The sequence below is a fragment of the Amycolatopsis sp. NPDC005232 genome, from assembly GCF_040607795.1.
Classification (GTDB): domain Bacteria; phylum Actinomycetota; class Actinomycetes; order Mycobacteriales; family Pseudonocardiaceae; genus Amycolatopsis.
In genome coordinates, this window is the sequence record NZ_JBEXHL010000011.1 from 177,339 (window position 1) to 194,930 (window position 17,592).

The 17,592-nt window shown below is 71.6% G+C and carries 19 protein-coding genes; 10 read left to right on the forward strand and 9 right to left on the reverse strand.

Annotation, left to right across the window (positions count from 1 at the left end; genetic code table 11):
- Positions 1-34 precede the first annotated feature (34 nt).
- The 3 genes from ABZU76_RS22350 to ABZU76_RS22360 are packed head-to-tail and all read left to right on the forward strand — an operon-like array spanning position 35 to position 3,011.
- Positions 35-955: a fumarylacetoacetate hydrolase family protein gene (locus tag ABZU76_RS22350; RefSeq protein WP_354872559.1), complete on the forward strand. Its 921-nt coding sequence runs from the start codon at positions 35-37 to the stop codon at positions 953-955.
- Positions 956-979: 24 nt separating this feature from the next.
- A complete protein-coding gene (locus ABZU76_RS22355; RefSeq protein WP_354872562.1) occupies positions 980-1,741 on the forward strand; it encodes an alpha/beta hydrolase in 762 nt (253 codons plus the stop codon).
- Positions 1,742-1,781: 40 nt separating this feature from the next.
- Positions 1,782-3,011: an amidohydrolase family protein gene (locus tag ABZU76_RS22360; RefSeq protein ID WP_354872565.1), complete on the forward strand. Its 1,230-nt coding sequence runs from the start codon at positions 1,782-1,784 to the stop codon at positions 3,009-3,011.
- A 47-nt stretch (positions 3,012-3,058) separates the two neighbouring features.
- On the opposite strand, the gene ABZU76_RS22365 is transcribed toward ABZU76_RS22360, so the two are convergent.
- Both ABZU76_RS22365 and ABZU76_RS22370 read right to left on the reverse strand, forming a co-directional pair.
- Positions 3,059-4,096 (reverse strand): phenylacetaldoxime dehydratase family protein, encoded by a 1,038-nt coding sequence (locus tag ABZU76_RS22365; protein ID WP_354872568.1) that lies wholly within the window; start codon positions 4,094-4,096, stop codon positions 3,059-3,061.
- A gap of 262 nt (positions 4,097-4,358) precedes the next feature.
- Positions 4,359-5,066: an SDR family oxidoreductase gene (locus ABZU76_RS22370; protein ID WP_354872571.1), complete on the reverse strand. Its 708-nt coding sequence runs from the start codon at positions 5,064-5,066 to the stop codon at positions 4,359-4,361.
- 81 nt (positions 5,067-5,147) lie between these two features.
- On the opposite strand from ABZU76_RS22370, the gene ABZU76_RS22375 reads away from it, so the two are divergent.
- The gene (locus ABZU76_RS22375; RefSeq protein ID WP_354872574.1) at positions 5,148-5,609 is read left to right on the forward strand and encodes a helix-turn-helix domain-containing protein; all 462 of its coding nucleotides are present in this window, start codon (positions 5,148-5,150) and stop codon (positions 5,607-5,609) included.
- A 4-nt stretch (positions 5,610-5,613) separates the two neighbouring features.
- On the opposite strand, the gene ABZU76_RS22380 is transcribed toward ABZU76_RS22375, so the two are convergent.
- The 4 genes from ABZU76_RS22380 to ABZU76_RS22395 all read right to left on the reverse strand — a co-directional run bounded on the left by ABZU76_RS22380 (position 5,614) and on the right by ABZU76_RS22395 (position 8,992).
- Complete coding sequence (locus tag ABZU76_RS22380) at positions 5,614-6,492, reverse strand: SDR family oxidoreductase (RefSeq protein WP_354872577.1); 879 nt, start codon at positions 6,490-6,492, stop codon at positions 5,614-5,616.
- A gap of 78 nt (positions 6,493-6,570) precedes the next feature.
- The gene (locus ABZU76_RS22385; protein WP_354872580.1) at positions 6,571-7,056 is read right to left on the reverse strand and encodes a hypothetical protein; all 486 of its coding nucleotides are present in this window, start codon (positions 7,054-7,056) and stop codon (positions 6,571-6,573) included.
- Between the two features lie 94 nt (positions 7,057-7,150).
- Positions 7,151-8,365 (reverse strand): alginate lyase family protein, encoded by a 1,215-nt coding sequence (locus ABZU76_RS22390; RefSeq protein WP_354872583.1) that lies wholly within the window; start codon positions 8,363-8,365, stop codon positions 7,151-7,153.
- A gap of 138 nt (positions 8,366-8,503) precedes the next feature.
- A complete protein-coding gene (locus ABZU76_RS22395) occupies positions 8,504-8,992 on the reverse strand; it encodes a MarR family winged helix-turn-helix transcriptional regulator (RefSeq protein WP_354872586.1) in 489 nt (162 codons plus the stop codon).
- Between the two features lie 119 nt (positions 8,993-9,111).
- Here ABZU76_RS22395 and ABZU76_RS22400 point away from each other — a divergent pair, with 119 nt between their 5' ends.
- Positions 9,112-9,852 (forward strand): SDR family oxidoreductase, encoded by a 741-nt coding sequence (locus ABZU76_RS22400; protein WP_354872589.1) that lies wholly within the window; start codon positions 9,112-9,114, stop codon positions 9,850-9,852.
- Positions 9,849-10,721 carry a TIGR03620 family F420-dependent LLM class oxidoreductase gene (locus tag ABZU76_RS22405; RefSeq protein ID WP_354872592.1) on the forward strand — a complete coding sequence of 291 codons (873 nt, stop codon included), beginning with the start codon at positions 9,849-9,851 and terminating at the stop codon, positions 10,719-10,721. Before ABZU76_RS22400 ends, ABZU76_RS22405 begins: the two co-directional genes overlap by 4 nt.
- Here the strand turns inward: ABZU76_RS22405 and ABZU76_RS22410 are convergent.
- A complete protein-coding gene (locus ABZU76_RS22410; protein WP_354872595.1) occupies positions 10,706-11,761 on the reverse strand; it encodes an alkene reductase in 1,056 nt (351 codons plus the stop codon). The genes ABZU76_RS22405 and ABZU76_RS22410 overlap by 16 nt on opposite strands.
- Before the next feature lie 118 nt (positions 11,762-11,879).
- Here ABZU76_RS22410 and ABZU76_RS22415 point away from each other — a divergent pair, with 118 nt between their 5' ends.
- The 4 genes from ABZU76_RS22415 (at position 11,880) to ABZU76_RS22430 (ending at position 15,617) form a co-directional block, all read left to right on the forward strand.
- Positions 11,880-12,509 carry a PAS domain-containing protein gene (locus ABZU76_RS22415; protein WP_220239138.1) on the forward strand — a complete coding sequence of 210 codons (630 nt, stop codon included), beginning with the start codon at positions 11,880-11,882 and terminating at the stop codon, positions 12,507-12,509.
- Positions 12,493-13,626 (forward strand): aminotransferase class I/II-fold pyridoxal phosphate-dependent enzyme, encoded by a 1,134-nt coding sequence (locus tag ABZU76_RS22420; protein WP_354872598.1) that lies wholly within the window; start codon positions 12,493-12,495, stop codon positions 13,624-13,626. The genes ABZU76_RS22415 and ABZU76_RS22420 overlap by 17 nt, the downstream gene beginning before the upstream one ends.
- Complete coding sequence (locus ABZU76_RS22425) at positions 13,623-14,555, forward strand: hypothetical protein (RefSeq protein ID WP_354872600.1); 933 nt, start codon at positions 13,623-13,625, stop codon at positions 14,553-14,555. Before ABZU76_RS22420 ends, ABZU76_RS22425 begins: the two co-directional genes overlap by 4 nt.
- A gap of 108 nt (positions 14,556-14,663) precedes the next feature.
- Positions 14,664-15,617 carry an alpha/beta hydrolase gene (locus tag ABZU76_RS22430; protein ID WP_354872601.1) on the forward strand — a complete coding sequence of 318 codons (954 nt, stop codon included), beginning with the start codon at positions 14,664-14,666 and terminating at the stop codon, positions 15,615-15,617.
- 99 nt (positions 15,618-15,716) lie between these two features.
- On the opposite strand, the gene ABZU76_RS22435 is transcribed toward ABZU76_RS22430, so the two are convergent.
- Together ABZU76_RS22435 and ABZU76_RS22440 are read right to left on the reverse strand one after the other, a co-directional pair.
- Complete coding sequence (locus tag ABZU76_RS22435; protein ID WP_354872602.1) at positions 15,717-17,069, reverse strand: helix-turn-helix domain-containing protein; 1,353 nt, start codon at positions 17,067-17,069, stop codon at positions 15,717-15,719.
- A 54-nt stretch (positions 17,070-17,123) separates the two neighbouring features.
- The gene (locus ABZU76_RS22440; protein ID WP_354872603.1) at positions 17,124-17,579 is read right to left on the reverse strand and encodes an HNH endonuclease; all 456 of its coding nucleotides are present in this window, start codon (positions 17,577-17,579) and stop codon (positions 17,124-17,126) included.
- Positions 17,580-17,592: the final 13 nt, after the last annotated feature.

A 17,592-nucleotide genomic window follows, 5' to 3' on the forward strand; every position in this document is an offset into this window, starting at 1 on the left:
CGCATTGGTTCATATTGGTACAGATTGGTCTCACATGAAGCTGGTGACCTTCTCCGCCGGGAACTCCACCGGGGACGCCGACCGCGTCGGGGTCGTGACCGGCGAAAGCGAGGTCCGGGACGTCACCGATCTCGTGCCGGGCGGAACGCTCCTCGGCGCCGTCGAACGCTGGGGCGAGGTCGGGACCATCCTCACCGACCAGGCCGCGGACCGCACGCCGGTACCCCTCGCCGACGTGCGGCTCCGCGCGCCGTTCCCCGCTCCACGGCGCAACATCTTCTGCGTCGGCAAGAACTACCGCGAGCACGCCGCGGAGTTCGGCCGCAGCGGTTACGACAGCCCGGACCGCTCGGAAGACCTGCCTGCCCGGCCGATCCTGTTCTCCAAGGCCACCACGGCCGTGATCGGCCCCGGCGACGACATCGACCCGCACGCCGGCCTCACCTCCGAGCTCGACTACGAGGGTGAACTCGCCGTGATCATCGGCCGGGGCGGCCGTGGGATCACCCGCGAAGCCGCCCTGGCACACGTCTGGGGCTACACGATCCTCGACGACGTCACGGCCCGCGACCTGCAGCGCGACCACCGCCAGTGGCTGCTCGGCAAGTCTCTCGACACGCACTGCCCGATGGGCCCGTACGCGGTGACCGCCGACGAGATCCCCGACGTGACCGCGCTGGAGCTCGAAACCACCGTCAACGGCGAACGCCGCCAGCACGCCCGGGTCAAGGACCTCATCTTCGACATTCCTGAGCTGATCGCCACCCTCTCGGCCGGCATCACCCTGCTGCCCGGCGACGTGATCGCCACCGGCACACCCGCGGGCGTCGGCATCGGCTTCGACCCGCCGAAGTTCCTGGCGAGCGGCGACGTTGTGGAGGTGACCATCACCGGTCTCGGCGTGCTGCGCAACAGCGTCGCCTCAGCCCGTGTCGCCTCAGCCTCGCTCGCCTGAACTCCCGTACCGAAAGGAGCCCGCATGAAGATCAACGGAACGGACCTCGCGGTCGAGGTCGAGGGCAGCGGTCCCGCCGTGCTGCTGGTGCACGGCCTCGGCGGCACCGGCAACTTCTACCAGGTCCAGGCCGGCGCGCTGGCAGCGAGCCACCAGGTGATCCGCGTCGACTCCGCGGGTGCCGGGCGCTCCGGCCTGCGTGCCGGCATCGGCATCGAGTCGCACGCCGACGACCTGGCCGCGGTGCTCGACGAGGTCGGCGTCGCGTCGGCGGCCGTGGTCGGGCACTCGATGGGCACGCTCGTCGCCCGCAGCTTCGCGGCCCGCCACCGGGACAAGGTGACCGCGCTGGCGCTGCTCGGCGCCGTCGCGGAGCCGCCCGAGGCCGGGCGCCAGGCCCAGCACGACCGCGCGGCCCTGCTGCGCGCGGAAGGCACTGCGGCCGTGGCGCCGGCCGTCGTCGCCAACGCGCTGTCGGAAGCCACCCGCCGCGACAAGCCCGAGGTGGCGGCGTTCGTGCGGGAGCTCGTGATGCGCCAGGACGCCGAGGGCTACGCACGCAACTGCGAGGCGCTCGCCGCCGCGACCGACCCCGGGCCGGTCGACCCCGCGTTGCCGCTGCTGCTGATCACCGGCGCCGACGACAAAGTCGGCCCACCCGCCGTGAGCGAGGCGCTCGCCGCCGCACACGGCAGCACGAACGTGGAGGTGCTGCCGGGCGTCGGTCACTGGACCGCGCTCGAAGCCGCCGCCGACGTCACCTCGATGCTGCTGAAGTTCCTTTAACCACAAAGTTTTCGCGCCTCAACGACGAGGAGGAACCACTGTGCCGCTCACCGCCGACAAGACCCTGTTCCGCGATGTGTCCATTCTGGACTCCACGGGCGCGCTGCCCTACCGGGGCGACGTGCTCGTGGACCACGACCGCATCACCGCCGTCGGCACCGTCGACCCGGCCGCCGCCCAGGGCTCGCGGGTGGTCGAGGGCCGCGGCCGCACGCTGATGTCCGGGCTGTGCGACGCCCACACCCACTTCACCTGGAACAACAGCGCCGACCTCGACGGGCTGGCCGCCCTGCCGGTGGAGGAGCACCTGCTGTTCGCCGTGGAATCGGCCAAGTCCTATCTGGACGCCGGCTACACGATGTGCCTGGGTGCCGCGTCGGCGAAGGACCGGCTCGACGTCGTGTGCCGCGACGCGATCAACGCCGGGCGGATCCCCGGCCCGCGTTACCTCGCCAACGGACCCGAGATCGCCGTGACGGGCGGGGAGCTCGTGAAGGGCATCACCTGGTTCGCCGACGGCCCCGACGAGATGCGCAAAGCCGTGCGCCGCCTCGTCGAGATCGGCGTCGACCAGATCAAGCTGTCGATGACCGGCGAGGAGATCACCGGCACGCAGCGCGCCGAGGACACCTACATGTCCGACGAGGAGGTGGCGATGGCCGTCACCGAGGCGCACCGGCGGGGCAAGCGGGTGTGCGCCCACGCGCGCAGCGCCGAGAGCGTGAAGATGTGTGTGCGCCACGGCGTCGACATCGTCTACCACGCCAGCTTCACCGACCCCGAGGGCATGGATCTGCTGGAGCAGGCCAAAGACTGGGTGTTCGTGGCGCCGGGCGTCAACTGGCTCGTCGCGACGCTCTACGAAGCCGCCGACTTCGGGTTCCCGCAGGCGGCGGCCGAAGCCGTCGGCTACAAGCGCGAGCTGGAAAAGGCGACGGCGGCGATGATCGAGATGCACCGGCGCGGCATCCGCGTGCTGCCCGGCGGTGACTACGGCTTCGCCTGGACCCCGCACGGCACCTACGCGCGCGACCTGCAGCACTTCGTCGAGCGCTTCGAGTTCACGCCGATGGAGGCCATCCTCGCCGCCACCGCGCAGGGCGGCGAGATCATGCTGCGCGGCGACGAGCTCGGCAAGGTCCAGCCCGGGTACCTCGCCGACCTGCTGCTCGTCGACGGCGACCCGCTCGCCGACATCACCGTGTTGCAGGACAAGGAAAAGCTCCACGCCATCATGAAGGACGGCCGGTTCCACAAAGACGCGGCCTGACCGCGTCCGCGGTGCGCCGCCCGGCCGGGGCGGCGCACCAGGAGCTCTCACCGGACCGCGCGCAGCAGGCCCGTGCGGTCGTGGCAGCCGAGGTAGCGGAACTCCTGTTCGTCGGCGTCGGTCACAGTGACCTCGTGGTAGAGCCGCAGCCGCGCCGCAGGCCCCATCGCCGACAGGTACTTCATGGCGGCGCGGAAGATCGCGACGTGCGTCGGGTGCGATTCGGCCCACGCCTCAAGATCGGCCAGGCTGTGCCACCAGCTCATCCCGTAGCTCTTGTCCGTCTCGGCACCGGTTTCGTCGGTGACGCGCACGTAGCGGTTGGCGTAGCAGCCGATGGCGAGCCCGTCGTCGCGCAGGAACTCCATGCCGGCGCGCAGCACGGGTTCCACGTCGCCGAGGTACATGCCGCGTTCGTCGTCCTCGGTCTCGGTCCACTCCTGGCCGGAGCGGATGAGGCACAGGTTTCCCTGCGGCCGCACGGTGACGACGCCCGTCTCCGGATCGGTTTCCGCCGTGGGCCGCGTGCCGGGTTCGAGCCGGTCGGTCTGCGCGATCGGCAGCCGGTCGCGGGCGCCGCCCCAGTAGCCGTGTTCGTGGATCTCGCCACTGAGTTCGCCGGCGGCCACGGACACGCCTTCGGTGCGGTCGCTGGAGAACAGCGTCTCGAACCGCCGCACGGTCGGGCGCACGACCTCGCTGAAGAACCCGGCGTCGGGGGACCGGTGCTCCTGGCCGGTCCACGCTTCGCGGGCCTTCGCCCAGCGGTCGTGCTCGGCGGGGTCGGTCCAGTACAACGTGGTGAGCACGGTCGTGTAGCCGGCTTCGTCGACGAACCGCGCCCGGTCGTGGTGGTCGGGCGCGTGCTCGCCCGAGCGTGCGGAATCGAGCGCCGCGAGTGCGGCGACCACCACCGGCGGTGGTTCCGGTGTTCGGTACTGAACACCGAGGTACGCCATCACCACCTGGTCGACGGCGGGGTCGAAGCGCGCGGAGAACGACGGGTAGGGCGGGTGGAAGCTGTCCGGCTTGCGGCGCGGGTGGACCCGGCCGACGCGCAAGTGCTCGGCGATCGAGGATTCCACGGCGTCACCCCGCCGTTTCGTGGTGGGTCATGGTGGCCTCCGGGGAACGTGGTGCCGGTTGTAACCGACCGAACGTAGGCACGGGGGCCACCTGTGACTTGCTTCACAGCGCACCGGGAGTTGCTGCACAGCGCACGTGCGATTCCGAACTTTCGACTTCGAACACCTCGAACATCACACGATCCACAGTGGACTCAGGGCGTGGACTCACGGCATGGACTTGAAGCGCGGACTCACCACGACGGGCTCGCGCCCGGTCGCCTCACACCGTCGCTGTCAGCTCCGGGTACAGCGCCTCCACCGGACCGGACAGGTTTTCCTTGATGTCCCGCGACGTCTTGTCCGCCAGCACCTCGAGCGCGCCCGCTTCCAGTCCGTCGTAGATCGCCGCCACGATGTCGCGCGGGTCTTCCTTCTCGACGGTCAGCGCCTGGGTCATCGGCGTGTCCGTGTAGCCGAGGTGCGCACCCAGCACGTGGGTCTTCTGGCCGGCGAGGTCGAGCCGCAGCGAGTTGGTGATCTGCCACAGCGCGGCCTTGCTCGACGAGTACGCGCCCGACTTGGCCAGCCAGCTCAGCGCCGAGTGGATGTCGACGAGGGCGCCGCCGCCGTTGCTCGCCAGCACGGGCGCGAACGCCTGTGCGACGGCGAGCGCGCCGAAGACGTTCGTCTCGTACGTCGCGCGCACCTCGGCCAGGGGCACGGTGAGCAGGCTCTGCCGCCCGCTGACGCCCGCGTTGTTCACCACCACCGTGGTGTCCGGGGCAGCCGCGGCCGCGGCGGCAACCGAGGCCTCGTCGGTGACGTCGAGGGCGAGTGGCACCACGCGCTCGTCGTCCCACTGGCGCGGAGTGCGCGCCGTCGCGTACACGCGCCGCGCCCCGCGCTCCAGCGCCTGGTTGACGAACTCGATGCCGAGCCCGCCGTTGGCCCCGGTGACCAGGACAACCGCACCCTGCAGATCGGTCATGACTTCCTCCGGCTCTCTTGCTTGGTAATTCCAAGCTAGCAGGCTGACTCCGAAATGCCAAGTGTGCCGTACGATGGAGTCATGAAGGCCATGGCGATCCCGACCAACAGCCGCTGCTCGATCGCGCGCAGCCTGGAGGTGCTCGGGCAGAAGTGGAGCCTGCTGATCGTTCGCGAGGCGTTCCGCGGGCGGACCCGCTTCGCCGAGTTCCAGAAGATCGGCGTGCCGACGGATCTCCTCACGTCCCGGCTGGAATCCTTGGTCGAGGCCGGAATCCTCGTGCGGCGGCCGTACCGGGAGCCGGGGCAGCGGGCCCGTGTCGAGTACGTGCTCACCCCCGTCGGGGAGGACCTGCTGCCGGTGCTGGCCGCGCTGTCGGAGTGGGGCGACGAGTACCTCCCGACCGGCCACGGCCCGGCGACGATCTACGTCGACACGACCGACGACCGGCCCGTGCACCTGGCCTTCGTCGACGAAGACGGTCACGTCGTCGACCCGGCGAAGGTCGCCTACCGCCGTGGGCCGGGGGCTCTCGAAGACTGACGCGTCAGGCGCGGTCGGCGAGCACGTCGTCGGCGTCGGTGCTCAGCGCCAGGTCGCGCTGGGCAGTGAGCGCGTCGAGGCGTTGCCGCCACGCCGTGGTGATGGCCTCGTAGGCCGCGGCGCCGAACACGAGCCGCCGGGGCGCGGGCGTGGTGCTCGCGGAGGTGATGATCGCGCGGGCGATCTTCGCCGGATCGCCCGCGACGGCGTGGCGCAGCGTGGTTTCGTCCATCCCGCCCGCGAGCGCGCCGCGCACCTGGCCGAGCACGCCGTCCTCGTAGGCGGGCAGCGGTTCGGCCTGCGCGATGTTGGCGTTGAACGCCGTGCGCGTGCCGCCCGGGGCGATCAGCGTCACCGAAATCCCGAACGCCGCCAGCTCCACCGCCGCCGACTCGAAGAAGCCCTCGACGCCGAACTTCGACGCGTTGTACACGCTCATGCCCGGGTCGGGCACGTGGCCGCCGGAGCTGGACATCTGGATGATCCGCCCGCCACCCTGCGCCCGCAGCCACGGCGTGACCGCGCGCGTGAGGTGAATCGGTCCGAGCAGGTTCACGGCGAGCTGCCGGTTCAGCAGCTCGTCCGACAGCTCCTCGGCGGCGCCCAGCGCACCGAACCCGGCGCTGGAGAACACGACGTCGATGCGGCCGAGCTCGGTGAAGGCCTGCTCGACCGTCGCGTGGACGGTCTGGGGGTCGGTGACGTCCAGCTCGGCGGTCCACAGCCGATCGCCGTGCCGGCGCGCGAGCTCCTTCAACGCCGGGCTCAGGTTGCGGCTCGTGGCGGCGACGCGGTGGCCGCCGGCCAGCAGCTGGGCGGTGACCTCGAGCCCGAAGCCGGAGCCGGCGCCGGTGATGAGCCACGTCTGGGTGGGAGCAGGCACGACGGAGTCCTTTCGGTAGGCGTCCGCCAATGTAGTCGCCGACAACAATATGGTCAACGACTACATGCCACCATGAGCTCAGTCGAAGCGGGAGTCGTCACCCCAGATCTTGTCCTGGGACGATTCACTCGACGGCGACACGCGGATCACGGCCCCGGTGGCATCGATGTCCAGCACGGTGACGGTGATCCGATTGGCCAGGCTCACGTAACCCTCGCCGCGGAAGTGGCCCTTGATGTCGGGCAGTTCGGTGCGGTCGATGGCGAAGTCCAGCCGGTCCGGAGCCGACTGCGTGAGCGTCAGCCGGCGCGTGGCGAACCGCGCGTCGAGCGGCACGGTCACCGAACCGTGGATGAGCACGTCACACGAACCGTCGCTGCACGCGGTGAGGTCGGACCCGTCTTTCGCAATCAAGGTGCGCGACGTCGTCGGGGCGGGCTCGAGCGGCACCGTCGAGACCGACGGCGGCGCCACGATCGGCTCGGGCGGCGGCGGGGGTGGCTGGGGCGGCGTCGAACAGCCCGCCGCGAGCAGCAAGAACGAGCAGGCGAGCGCTTTTCTCATGCGCTCTTGGTAGCACCTCGCCGGGCCGGCGAGCGGGGGTTCGCGGATTCCGGGGCCGCCGCGCTCGGTACGGCGGCCCCGGAACCGAATCCGGTCAGGCCGGGTTGTCGCCGTGGGTCAAGGTTTCCCACGAGACGAACAAGTTGTTGCTGCCCTGGGGACGGTGGCTCGTGGTGTAGGCCTGGGTGTTGGTCATGGCGATGCCGAGGCGGTTGTGCAGCGCGTTGTACCCGACCTCGGTCACGGGGCCGAGGCCGCGCTTGACCGTGCCGCCGCAGAGCCACGACGGTGCAGCGGTGAGCTCGTATTTCGTCTGGAAGCCCAGCGCCTGGCGCAGCCGCTCGCCGATGTCGGTGCCGTAGAGGTCCTGGCCCTGGATGCGCGAGGTCTCGGCGACCTCCGCGATCGCGGCGATGCCGTAGCCGGTGTGGACGAAGTCGCGGCAGGTCTCCTGGGTGAGACCGTCGACGAAGGTGGACTGGCCCTGCCAGTAGCCGACGATCTGGTCGCGGGTGTTCAGGCCGCTGCCGGGCACGGTCTTCGGGAGCGCGCCGTCGGAGCTGAGGTAGATGAACGCGGGCACGCGGTTGCGGTAAATCGACATGCCGCGGTCGTAGATCGTCTTGTCCTCGAGGAACACGCCGATGCCGACGATGGCCTCGGCGATGCTGAGCTCCCAGTTGCCGGTGCGCCCGTCGCTGCCCTGGATCTCGTTGTAGTAGACGTTGCGCAGCATCGTGGCGAACCGCCCGGAGTTCAGCCAAGTCCCGTAGGCGTACTTGATGATCTCCGCCGCGCGCGGCCACGTCGACGCCGACCAGGCGGTCTGCAGGTGCGCGTTGTCGCTGGTGTGGTCCTTGATGGTGGCCGACCACGCGTCCATGATCTGGATGGCCTTGTTCGCGTAGCGCGCGTCGCCGGTCACGTACCAGGCCAGGGACTGCGTGTACGCGGCGATCGCGTCTTCACGCTCGTCGGTGCAGCCGTTGTTGGGCATCGAGCTGGGCCCGCAGTCGACCACGGCGCGCGGGTGCGGCGTGTAGGACAGCGACGCGTACTTCGAGCCCATCATCGAGTCGTACGCCTGTTTCTGCGGCTGCGTGCCGGCCTGCACGCGCTGGCGCATGGTGTCCAGCTGGGCCCGGCTGACCAGCACGCCGGGGTGCGTGAAGGTGGCCGGCGAGGTCGGTGCCGCGGGTGCGGCCGGCTGGGCCGACGCCGCCGGACCGGTGGCGATCACCACGGCGGTGGCGGCCGCGGCCGCCAGGCAACGAACGAACTTCCGGTGCATGAGCTGCCCTTCGTCCACGACTTTGAGAACAGGGCGCAGGCTGGCGGACCGTGCGTGAAAGGTGAATTTACTTCACGCCCATTGGTCTGGTCCACCGCGCGCGAAAACCCGTGTTCCACTGGCAGGGACGGCTTTTTCCTTGCGGCAGCGGCAGTCTCACGGCGGGGGCAGCGTGCCGCGCTCCAGGATGTTGGCGTAGATGTTCTCCATCGCCTCGGTCAGCGGGGTGAGCAGCTCGGCGGGCAGGCCGTCGAAAAAGAGGCCGCGCACCAGCTCGACGTGGCCCGGCGCCGCCTTCTCCAGCAGCTCGCGGCCCTGCGCGGTCAAGGTGACCTCGGTGGCGCGCCGGTCGGTGCTCGAGGTGCGCGCGTCGACGAGCCCGCGCGTCGCCATGCGGCGCACGTGGTGGCCGGTGCGGCTGCGTTCCCAGCCGATCTGGTTGGCCAGCGCGGTCATCTGCATCCGCTCGCCGGGGGCGTTCGCGAGTGCGGTGAGCACGTCGTAGTCCGGCATGGACAGGTCGCTGTCGGTCTGCAGCTGCCGGTTGATCTCGTAGCTCAGCCGCAGCTGGACGCGGATGTAGGCGAGCCAGGCGCGCTGCTGCCGCGCGTCGAGCCAGGGGTCGTCATTGCCTTTAGGTGACATGTCCCGTAATCTGTCGTAGTGGTCGGCGGTGGAGCGAAGAGGCTCATTGTCCCGCGCAGACCGGCCGAGCGGAACGACCACGGCTGGGCCGGGTGAGTACACGGACGGGAAACACGGTTATGAACGCACTACAGGGGAAGACCGCCGTCGTCACGGGCGGCTCGAGCGGCATCGGGCTCGCGACGGCCCGGCGGTTCGCGGACGAGGGCGCGCGCGTCTTCGTGACGGGACGGCGCAAGGACGTGCTGGACGCGGCCGTCGCGGAGATCGGCGGCGACGTGACCGGTGTCCAGGTGGACAGCTCCGACCCGGCAGACCTCGACCGGCTCTACGAAACCGTCGGCGGGCCGATCGACGTGCTCTTCGCCAACGCGGGCGGCGGCGAGTTCTCGACGTTGGCGCAGGTCACCGAGCAGCACTTCGACGAGACCTTCGGCACCAACGTGAAGGGCACGCTGTTCACGGTCCAGAAAGCGCTTCCTCTCCTGGTGGACGGCGCTTCGGTGATCCTGACCGGCTCGACCGCGGGCACGAAGGGCAACGACGCTTTCGGCGTGTACGCCGCGTCGAAGGCGGCCGTCCGCTCGTTCGCGCGCACATGGGCCAAGGAGCTGAGCGGCCGCGGGATCCGCGTCAACTCGCTGAGCCCGGGACCGGTCGACACACCGGGGATCAGCGGGCTCGCGAGCGCCGATTTCGGCGAGGAGCAGCTGAAGGCGGCGCTGGTGAGCTCTGTCCCCTTGGGACGGATGGGCCGGCCCGAGGAGATCGCGTCGGTGGCGCTGTTCCTCGCGACCGACGCCAGCAGCTTCGTCACCGGGGTGGAGCTCTTCGCCGACGGCGGGGCGAACCAGGTATGACCCTCGACATCGGCCGCGTCGGGGTCTGGAGCGTCGAGCTGCGCACGGCCGCGCCGGGCGAGATCGCCGACGCGGCGGCCGAGCTCGACGAACTGGGCTTCGGCGCGCTCTGGATCCCCGGTTTGGGTGGCGGCGACATCGTGGGAGACCTCGAGCGGCTGCTCGAGGTGACCCGAGGGCTCACGGTCGCGCCGGCAGTGTCGAGCATCTGGCGTCACCCGGCGAAGGAACTGGCTGCGGGCCACGCGCGGCTCGCGGGCGCCTACGGCGACCGGGTGCTGCTCGGTCTCGGCGTGAGCGACCCGGGCACCGCCGCCGAGCACGGCCACGAGTATCGGCCGCTGCACGACATGGCCGCGTACCTCGACGAGCTCGACGCCGAGCCGGAGCCGGTGGCGGCGGAGCGGCTGATCCTCGCGGCGATGGGGCCGAAGATGGTCGGTCTGGCGCGGCGGCGGGCCGGCGGGACGCACCCGTTCCTCGTCACACCGGACTACTCGGCGACGGCGCGCGGACTGCTCGGCGCCGGGCCATTGCTCGCGCCGTACCAGGCTGTGACCCTGGAGCGGGATCCGGCGAAGGCTCGGGCAGCCGGCCGGGGTTTCCTCGCCGGGTTCTTCGGGGCGCCTGCCTACCGCAAGAGCCTGCGGGCGCAGGGGTTCACGGAAGCCGATTTTGCCGAGGGCGGCAGCGACCGGCTCGTGGACAGCGTCCTTGCCTGGGGCGACATCGACGCGATCGGCAAGCGCGTGGCGGAACACCTCCAGGCGGGCGCGGACCACGTGGCCCTTCACGTCGTGGGCGGCGGTGACGGTATGCCGATGCCGCAGTGGCGCGAGCTCGCCGGGCTGGCTCAGAGCGCCGGATAGTCCGTGTAGCCCTCGGCGCCGCCGCCGTAGAAGGTGGCGGGGTCGGGGGAGTTGAGGGCCGCGCCGGCCCGCAGCCGGGCGACGACGTCGGGGTTGGCCAGTGCCAGGCGGCCGAGGGTGACGAGGTCGGCGAGGCCGCTTTTGACGTCGGCGGAGCGTTCCCGGACGGTGGCGCCCGGGCGGGTCAGCAGCAGCGGGCCGGGGAACGCGGTGCGCAGCTCGGCCAGGAGCGCGTCGTCGCCGTGGTGGGTGACGTGGAGGAAGGCGAGGTCGAGGCGGGCGAGGGCGCGAACCAGGTGGGCGTAGGTCGCCGGCCCGGTCTCGCCTTCGTCGATGCCGAAGCCGCGGAGGCCGGGGGAGAGGCGCACGGCCGTGCGGTCGGCGCCGATCTCCGCGGCGACGGCCTCGGTCACCTCGAGCGCGAACCGGGTGCGGCCGGCGATGGAGCCGCCGTACGCGTCGGTGCGGTGGTTGGCGTTGGCCGAGAGGAACTGCTGCACGAGGAAACCGTTGGCGCCGTGGACTTCCACGCCGTCGGCGCCGGCCTCGATCGCGGCGGCGGCCGCGCGGCGGAAGTCGTCGACGGTCGCGCGGACCTCTTTCGTGGACAGTTCCCGCGGTGGCGGGACCTGCTGGTTGCCGCTCGGGGTGTGGATGCCGACTCCCGCCGCGACGGCAGACGGCGCGACCGGCGCCCGGCCGTGCGGCGTGTTGTCGGGGTGTGCGACGCGGCCGGCGTGCATGAGCTGGACGAACAGGTGTCCGCCCGCGTCGTGCACCGCCTTGGTGACCTGCTGCCAGCCGGCGATGTGCGCGTCGGTGTGGCAGCCGTGGCTGAGCAGGAACCCCTGCCCGTCGGCCGAGGGCTGCGTGCCGCCGGTGATCAGCAGCCCGAGCGACGCTCGTTGCGCGAAGTACTCGGCGTCGAGCGGGGTGGGTGATCCGTCGGGCAGCGCGCGGTTGCGCATCATCGGCGACAGCGCCAGCCGGTGGCGCAAACGCATGCGGCCGACGTCGACGGGACTCCAGAGACCGGGCACGCGGATTCCTTCCGTCGGCTGCCTGACTGTCTGTACTGGATCGTACAGAACAAAGTGTACGGTTCGGTACAGTGGGTGATTGGACTCTTCGTCCACGCTGGATGTAGTGTCCAGATCCATGGACGGGAGGACGGCGCGCTGGGCGCCGGTGTGCGAGGCGATCGTGCGCCTGCTTTCGCCGCACGCGGAGGTGGTGCTGCACGACCCGCGCACGGATTGCGTGCTCGGCATCTGGAACGCGTTCTCCGGGCGTGAACCCGGGGACCCGTCGCTGCTCGGCGAGCTCGACGGCCTGCGGCCCGCGGGGAAGGACGTCTACGGCCCGTACCCGAAGTCACTGCCCGACGGACGGCGGCTGTCGAGTGTGAGCGCCGTGGTGAGAGACGAACACGGCAACGCCGAAGTGGTGTTGTGCGTGAACGTCGACCGCACCGCGTTCGACCAGGCCGCGCAGCTGCTGTCCGGGTTCGCGGCTCCGGTGACCGGACAGCCCCAGGCGCTGTTCGAACGCGACTGGACCGAGACGCTCAACGACGTGGTGGGCGAGTTCGTTCGCGATCACGCGACCCCGGTCGAGGTGTTGACCCGCGAACAACGCCTGGTGCTTCTCGCACGTCTGGACGCCGCCGGTGTGTTCGCGCAGCGCCGATCCGTGCCCGTGGTCGCACGCGCGTTGCGCATCTCCCGTTCGGCCACCTACCAACTGCTCGCCGAGATGCGCAAGGAGCCCGATGCCGACGCTTCCTGACTTCCGCCTGGAGACGTACTTCTCCCGCTGGGAGTTCACCGCCCGCCACCACCTCACGGCGTCCGACGTGCAGACCATGACCGTCGCCGAACTGCTGGCGCTGGCCGACGACGACGGCCGCGAACGCTGGGAGAACCTCGCGCTCGGCTACACCGAGACCTACGGCCTGCCCGCCCTGCGTGAGGAGATCGCCGCGACCTACACCGACGTCGGCCCCGAGCACGTGCTGTGCTTCGCCGGCGCCGAAGAAGGTCTCTACCTGGCGATGCGGACGTTGCTCGAACCCGGCGACCACACCGTGGTGATCACGCCGAACTACCAGGCCGCCGAGACGATTCCGCTCTCGATCGGCGAGGTGTCCGGTGTCGCGCTGCGGCCCGAGGACGGCTGGTCCCTCGACGTCGACGAGATCGAACGGCAGCTGCGGCCCACCACGCGCCTGGTGTCGGTGAACTTCCCCAACAACCCGACCGGCGCCGTGCCGGACCTCGAGACCTGGACCCGGCTCGTGCGCCTGTGCGAGGAGCGCGGCGTGCTGCTGTTCAGCGACGAGGTCTACCGCGGTCTGGAGCTCGACCCGTCGGCGACGCTGCCGCAGGCCGCCGACCTGTCCGCGTCGGCGCTTTCGCTCAACGTGATGTCCAAGGCCTACGGGCTCCCGGGCCTGCGCGTGGGCTGGATCGCCTGCCGCGACCCGGAAATCCTGCGGCGGCTCGAGCGGGCCAAGCACTACACGTCGATCTGCAACTCGGCGCCGAGCGAGGTGCTCGCGCTGATCGGGCTGCGCGCGCGGGACGCGATCCTGGCGCGCAACCGCGCGGTGATCGCGGAGAACGTGCCGAAGTTCGACGCGTTTTTCGAGAATTACCAAGATCTGTTCGATTGGGCACCTCCGCAGGGCGGCTGCGTGTGCTTCCCGCGCTACCTCGGCGCGGACGGCGTCGAGACGATGTGCACCGAGCTCGTCGAGCAGCGCGGCGTGCTGCTGCTGCCGGCGAGCATCTACCGATCCGACCTCACGGCGACGCCCGAGGACCGGTTCCGCGTCGGCGTGGGCCGTCGTGGTCCGGACGAAGGGCTGGCCGCGTGGGCGGAGTTCCTGGAGGAGCGGCGATGACGCTGGACGTGGTGGGACTGCCCGAGATCGAGGCCGTGGCGACGCGAGGGCTGGTGTTCGACGCCGTGCGCGGCGCGTTGATCGCGCACGCCGAGGGCCGCGCGCAGATGCCCGCGCCGATCGCGATGTGGTTCCCCGAGGCCGAGGGCGATTGCCACGTGAAGGCCGGCTACCTCGAAGGCGCCTCGCACTTCGGCGTGAAGGTGGCGTCGGGCTTCTACCGCAACGCCGAGCGCGGCCTGCCGACCAACAGCGGCCTCATGCTGGTTTTCGACGCGTCGACCGGCGTGCCCGCCGCGGTGCTGGCCGACGAGGGCTGGCTCACGGCGTGGCGGACGGCCGCCGCCGGCGCCCTGATCACCCATGCGCTCACTCCGCCGGACGTCGACGAGGTGGCCGTGTTCGGCACGGGACTGCAGGCGCGGCTGCAGGTCGAGTGGCTCGCGGACCTGCGGCCGCTGACCCTGGTGCGGGTGTGTGGGCGGCGGCCCGAGGCCGTTCGGAAGCTGTGTGCCGAGCTGGGCGAGGCCGGGCTGACGGCCGTGCCCGCGACGGCGGAGGAAGCGGCGGCCACGCCGTGCGTGATCACGGCGACGGCGTCGACGAGCCCGGTGGCGCCGGCGGAGGCGTTCGCCGCGGTGCACGTGACCGGGATCGGCACCGACCTGCCGGGCAAGGCGGAGCTGCCGGCCGGGCTGTTCGCCCGCGCCACGACGATCGCGACCGACGACCACGCGCAGTGCCTCGCGCACGGCGACTTCGGCAACGCCGTCCGGGCCGGGACCGTCGCCGACGACGCGGACATCCCCGTCGGGCTGGTCCTGCGCGACGGGGTGCGGGATCGCTCGGGCCTGACGATCGCCGACCTCACCGGCGTCGGTGTGGCCGACGCCGCGGTGGCGACGGCCGTGTTCCGGCACCTGGGCTGAACACCGCCGCGTGGCGGGCCCGGCGCCGCGGGTCGGCGACGCGTGGCGGATGAACGCGGCGGCTGCCGGTCGGGAGGATGGACGGCACCCGCACTCCTGGAGGCCCGCATGGACTACGCGTTCGATCCCGAGATCGCCGCCGCTCTCCCGATGATCCCCGACACCGGCGATCTGAGGGACCTGGTGTCGGCGCGGGAAAAGATGAAGGAGATGACGGCCGAGCTGGTCGGCGACGTCGACGAGACCGGCGTGACCGTGCGCGACACGACCGTGCCCGGCCCCGAGGGCGCGCCCGACGTGGCTGTTCGGATCTACACACCGGACAACATCGCGTCGCCCGCGCTGCTGTTCAACGTCCATGGCGGAGGCTTCATCATCGGTGACGTCGACACCGATCACGCGGGCGTGGTCGAGCTCGCGCGGGACCTCGGGGTGGTCGTGGTGTCGGTGGACTACCGGCTCGCGCCCGAGGCGCCGTACCCGGCGGGCCTGGAGGACTGCTACGCGGCGCTCGTGTGGTCGGTCAAGCACGCCGACGAGCTCGGCATCGACCCCGAGCGCGTGGTCATCCACGGCGTCAGCGCGGGCGGCGGCCTGTGCGCCGCGCTCGCGCTGCTGGCGCGCGACCGCGGCGGGCCGGCCATCGCGTTCCAGTTCCTCGGCATCCCGGAGATCGACGACCGCCTGCAGACGTCCAGCATGCGCCGCTTCGACGACACTCCACTGTGGAACCTCCCCAACGCCGAGCTCAGCTGGGACTGCTACCTCGGCCCGGGCGTCCGCGGCACCGACGGCGTGCCCGTCTACGCCGCGCCCTCCCGAGCGACCGACCTGACGGGCCTCCCGCCGGCGTACATCTCGGTGATGGAGTTCGACCCGCTGCGCGACGAGGGCATCGCCTACGCGCAGGCGCTGCTGGCCGCCGGCGTGACCACCGAGCTGCACCTGTTCCCCGGCACCTTCCACGGCTCCGCCATGGTCCGCCACGCGACCATCACCCGGCGCGAGGCCGCGGAGTCTCGCGCGGTGCTGGCGCGGGCGCTGGGTGTGGAGCTGGGCTGACGTTTGAGACGACGCTGCGTGACGACGCGGCGTCCGGGTGACGGCCCGGGCGCCGCGTTTTCGTTGTGTGGCTTTGTTTCGGGCGCCGGCCGCGGCCGGTCAGGCGCGGTGGGCCAATCGGTGTGCCAGCAGGGCCAGCCGGGTGCGGAAGCGGCCGGCGGGGTCGTCCAGGGGCCAGCCGAGAGCGTCTTCCACGTGGGCGAGCCGGGTGGCGACGGAGCTGTGGTGGCGGTGCAGCGCGACGGCCGCCTGGCGCAGGGAACCGGTGCGGCAGAAGGCTTCGAGCGCTTCGAGGTCGGGCGCGGCGAGCGCGTCGAGGGCGCGGACGTCGGGCTGCGCGCGCAGGTGGTCGGCGGGGATCTCGGCCAGCAGGGTCAGCGACCCGAGGTTCTCGTGGACCACGAGCGGCTCCGTCGCGGGCACGGCAAAGCGCTCGGCGAGGCGAGCCTGCAGCCAGGACCGCCGCGTCTCGAGCCCGGCGACGGCATCGCCCACCCCCACGCGCACACTCCCGGACGACCCACGTTCGCGAGCGCGCAGGGAAAGTGCGTTTTCCAACACCCCCACCACCGTCGCCGGCCCCTCCCGGGGCTGCACCAACACCGCCGCGACCTCCCCGACCACCGCGACGCGCGCGCCCAGCGCCGTACCCCCGCGCGCAACCAGCGCGACGGCGGCGGCGCCCGGGTCGCGCCCGTCCTCGGTCCCGACCGCGACGACCCGCAACGGCCGCCCCGCGTCCAGCCCGAGCAACACGAGCGCCCGCGACCGGTCCTCCGCCGCCGCGCGCTCACCCAGCACCAACTCCACCAGCGCCGGGTCCGCCAAATGCGGCTGTACGACCTGCGGCGCCGGCCCTAGCACCCGCGCCGCGATGGCGAAGCGCTCCAGCACGAGATCGTCGAGTGGCCCCGGCTCGCCGTCCCGCTCGAGCCACACCTGCCCCGCGGTCTCACCCCCGAGCTCGGTCGCCACGACGCATGGTGCTGCCGGGGCCTTGCCGCCGAGTTTGCTCTCCGGGGCGGGGGTCTCGCGGTCGCGTGTGCCGGCGAGGCCAGTTGCGACGGGGCGTGGTGCTGAGAGCGCCTCGCCGCGCAGGTCAGTCGCCGGGGTGCGTGCTTCGGCGGGGGTCGCGCTGTCTCGCGTGCCGCCGAGGTCGGTTGCCCCGGGCTGAGGTTCGGCCGGTGTCCCGCCGTCGCGCGCGGGCTCGCTCGGCCGAGCCACCGCGCGCGCTTCCGTCCCGACCGCACGGGTGCCGTCGGGACGGAAGCGCAAGGGTGATTCGCCGCCGCGTTGGAGGCCGGCGACGCATTCGGCGAGGGAGGCCGTGGCGCGGACCAGGTCGGCGATCGTGGCGCGGTGGGCCACGAGCTCGTCGAAGTACGCGATCACCCGCACCGCGGCCTCGGCGTCGGAGTCGACGGCCGAGAGGCGCAACAGCAGCCCCTTCATGGGAGCCAGCCTAGCGCCGCCCGGCCGTCGCGCACAGGTGTCGCATGTGGACGGTCAGCGCAGCAGGTGCAGCTGGTCCCACGTGGGCACGTGCGGGGTGATCCGCAGCGTCAGCCCGGTCTCGGCGAGGGTCCGGTCGGCCTTGCGGGCGTTGCAGCTGCGCGCGGTGCCACCGCACGCGGCGACGGTGTTGAGCCAGCTGGTGCGCTCGCCGCCGCGGGACGTCGGGATGATGTGGTCGACCGTGGTCGCGTGGCGGCCGCAGTACGCGCACGTGTGGCCGTCGCGCTGGAGCACGCCGCGGCGTGACCACCGGGGCGGGCCGGTATAGCGCCACTTCATCACCACGTAGCGCAGCAGCCGCACGACCTTCGGGCGGGGGAAGATGCCCAGGTCGGCGCCGTCGCTCTCGTGGACGACCGCGACGTGGCGCACGAGCATCCGGATCGCGTGGGGGACGGAGACGGTGTGCAGGGGCTCGTAGCCGGCGTTGAGGACCAGGACACCCATGGCGACGGGCACC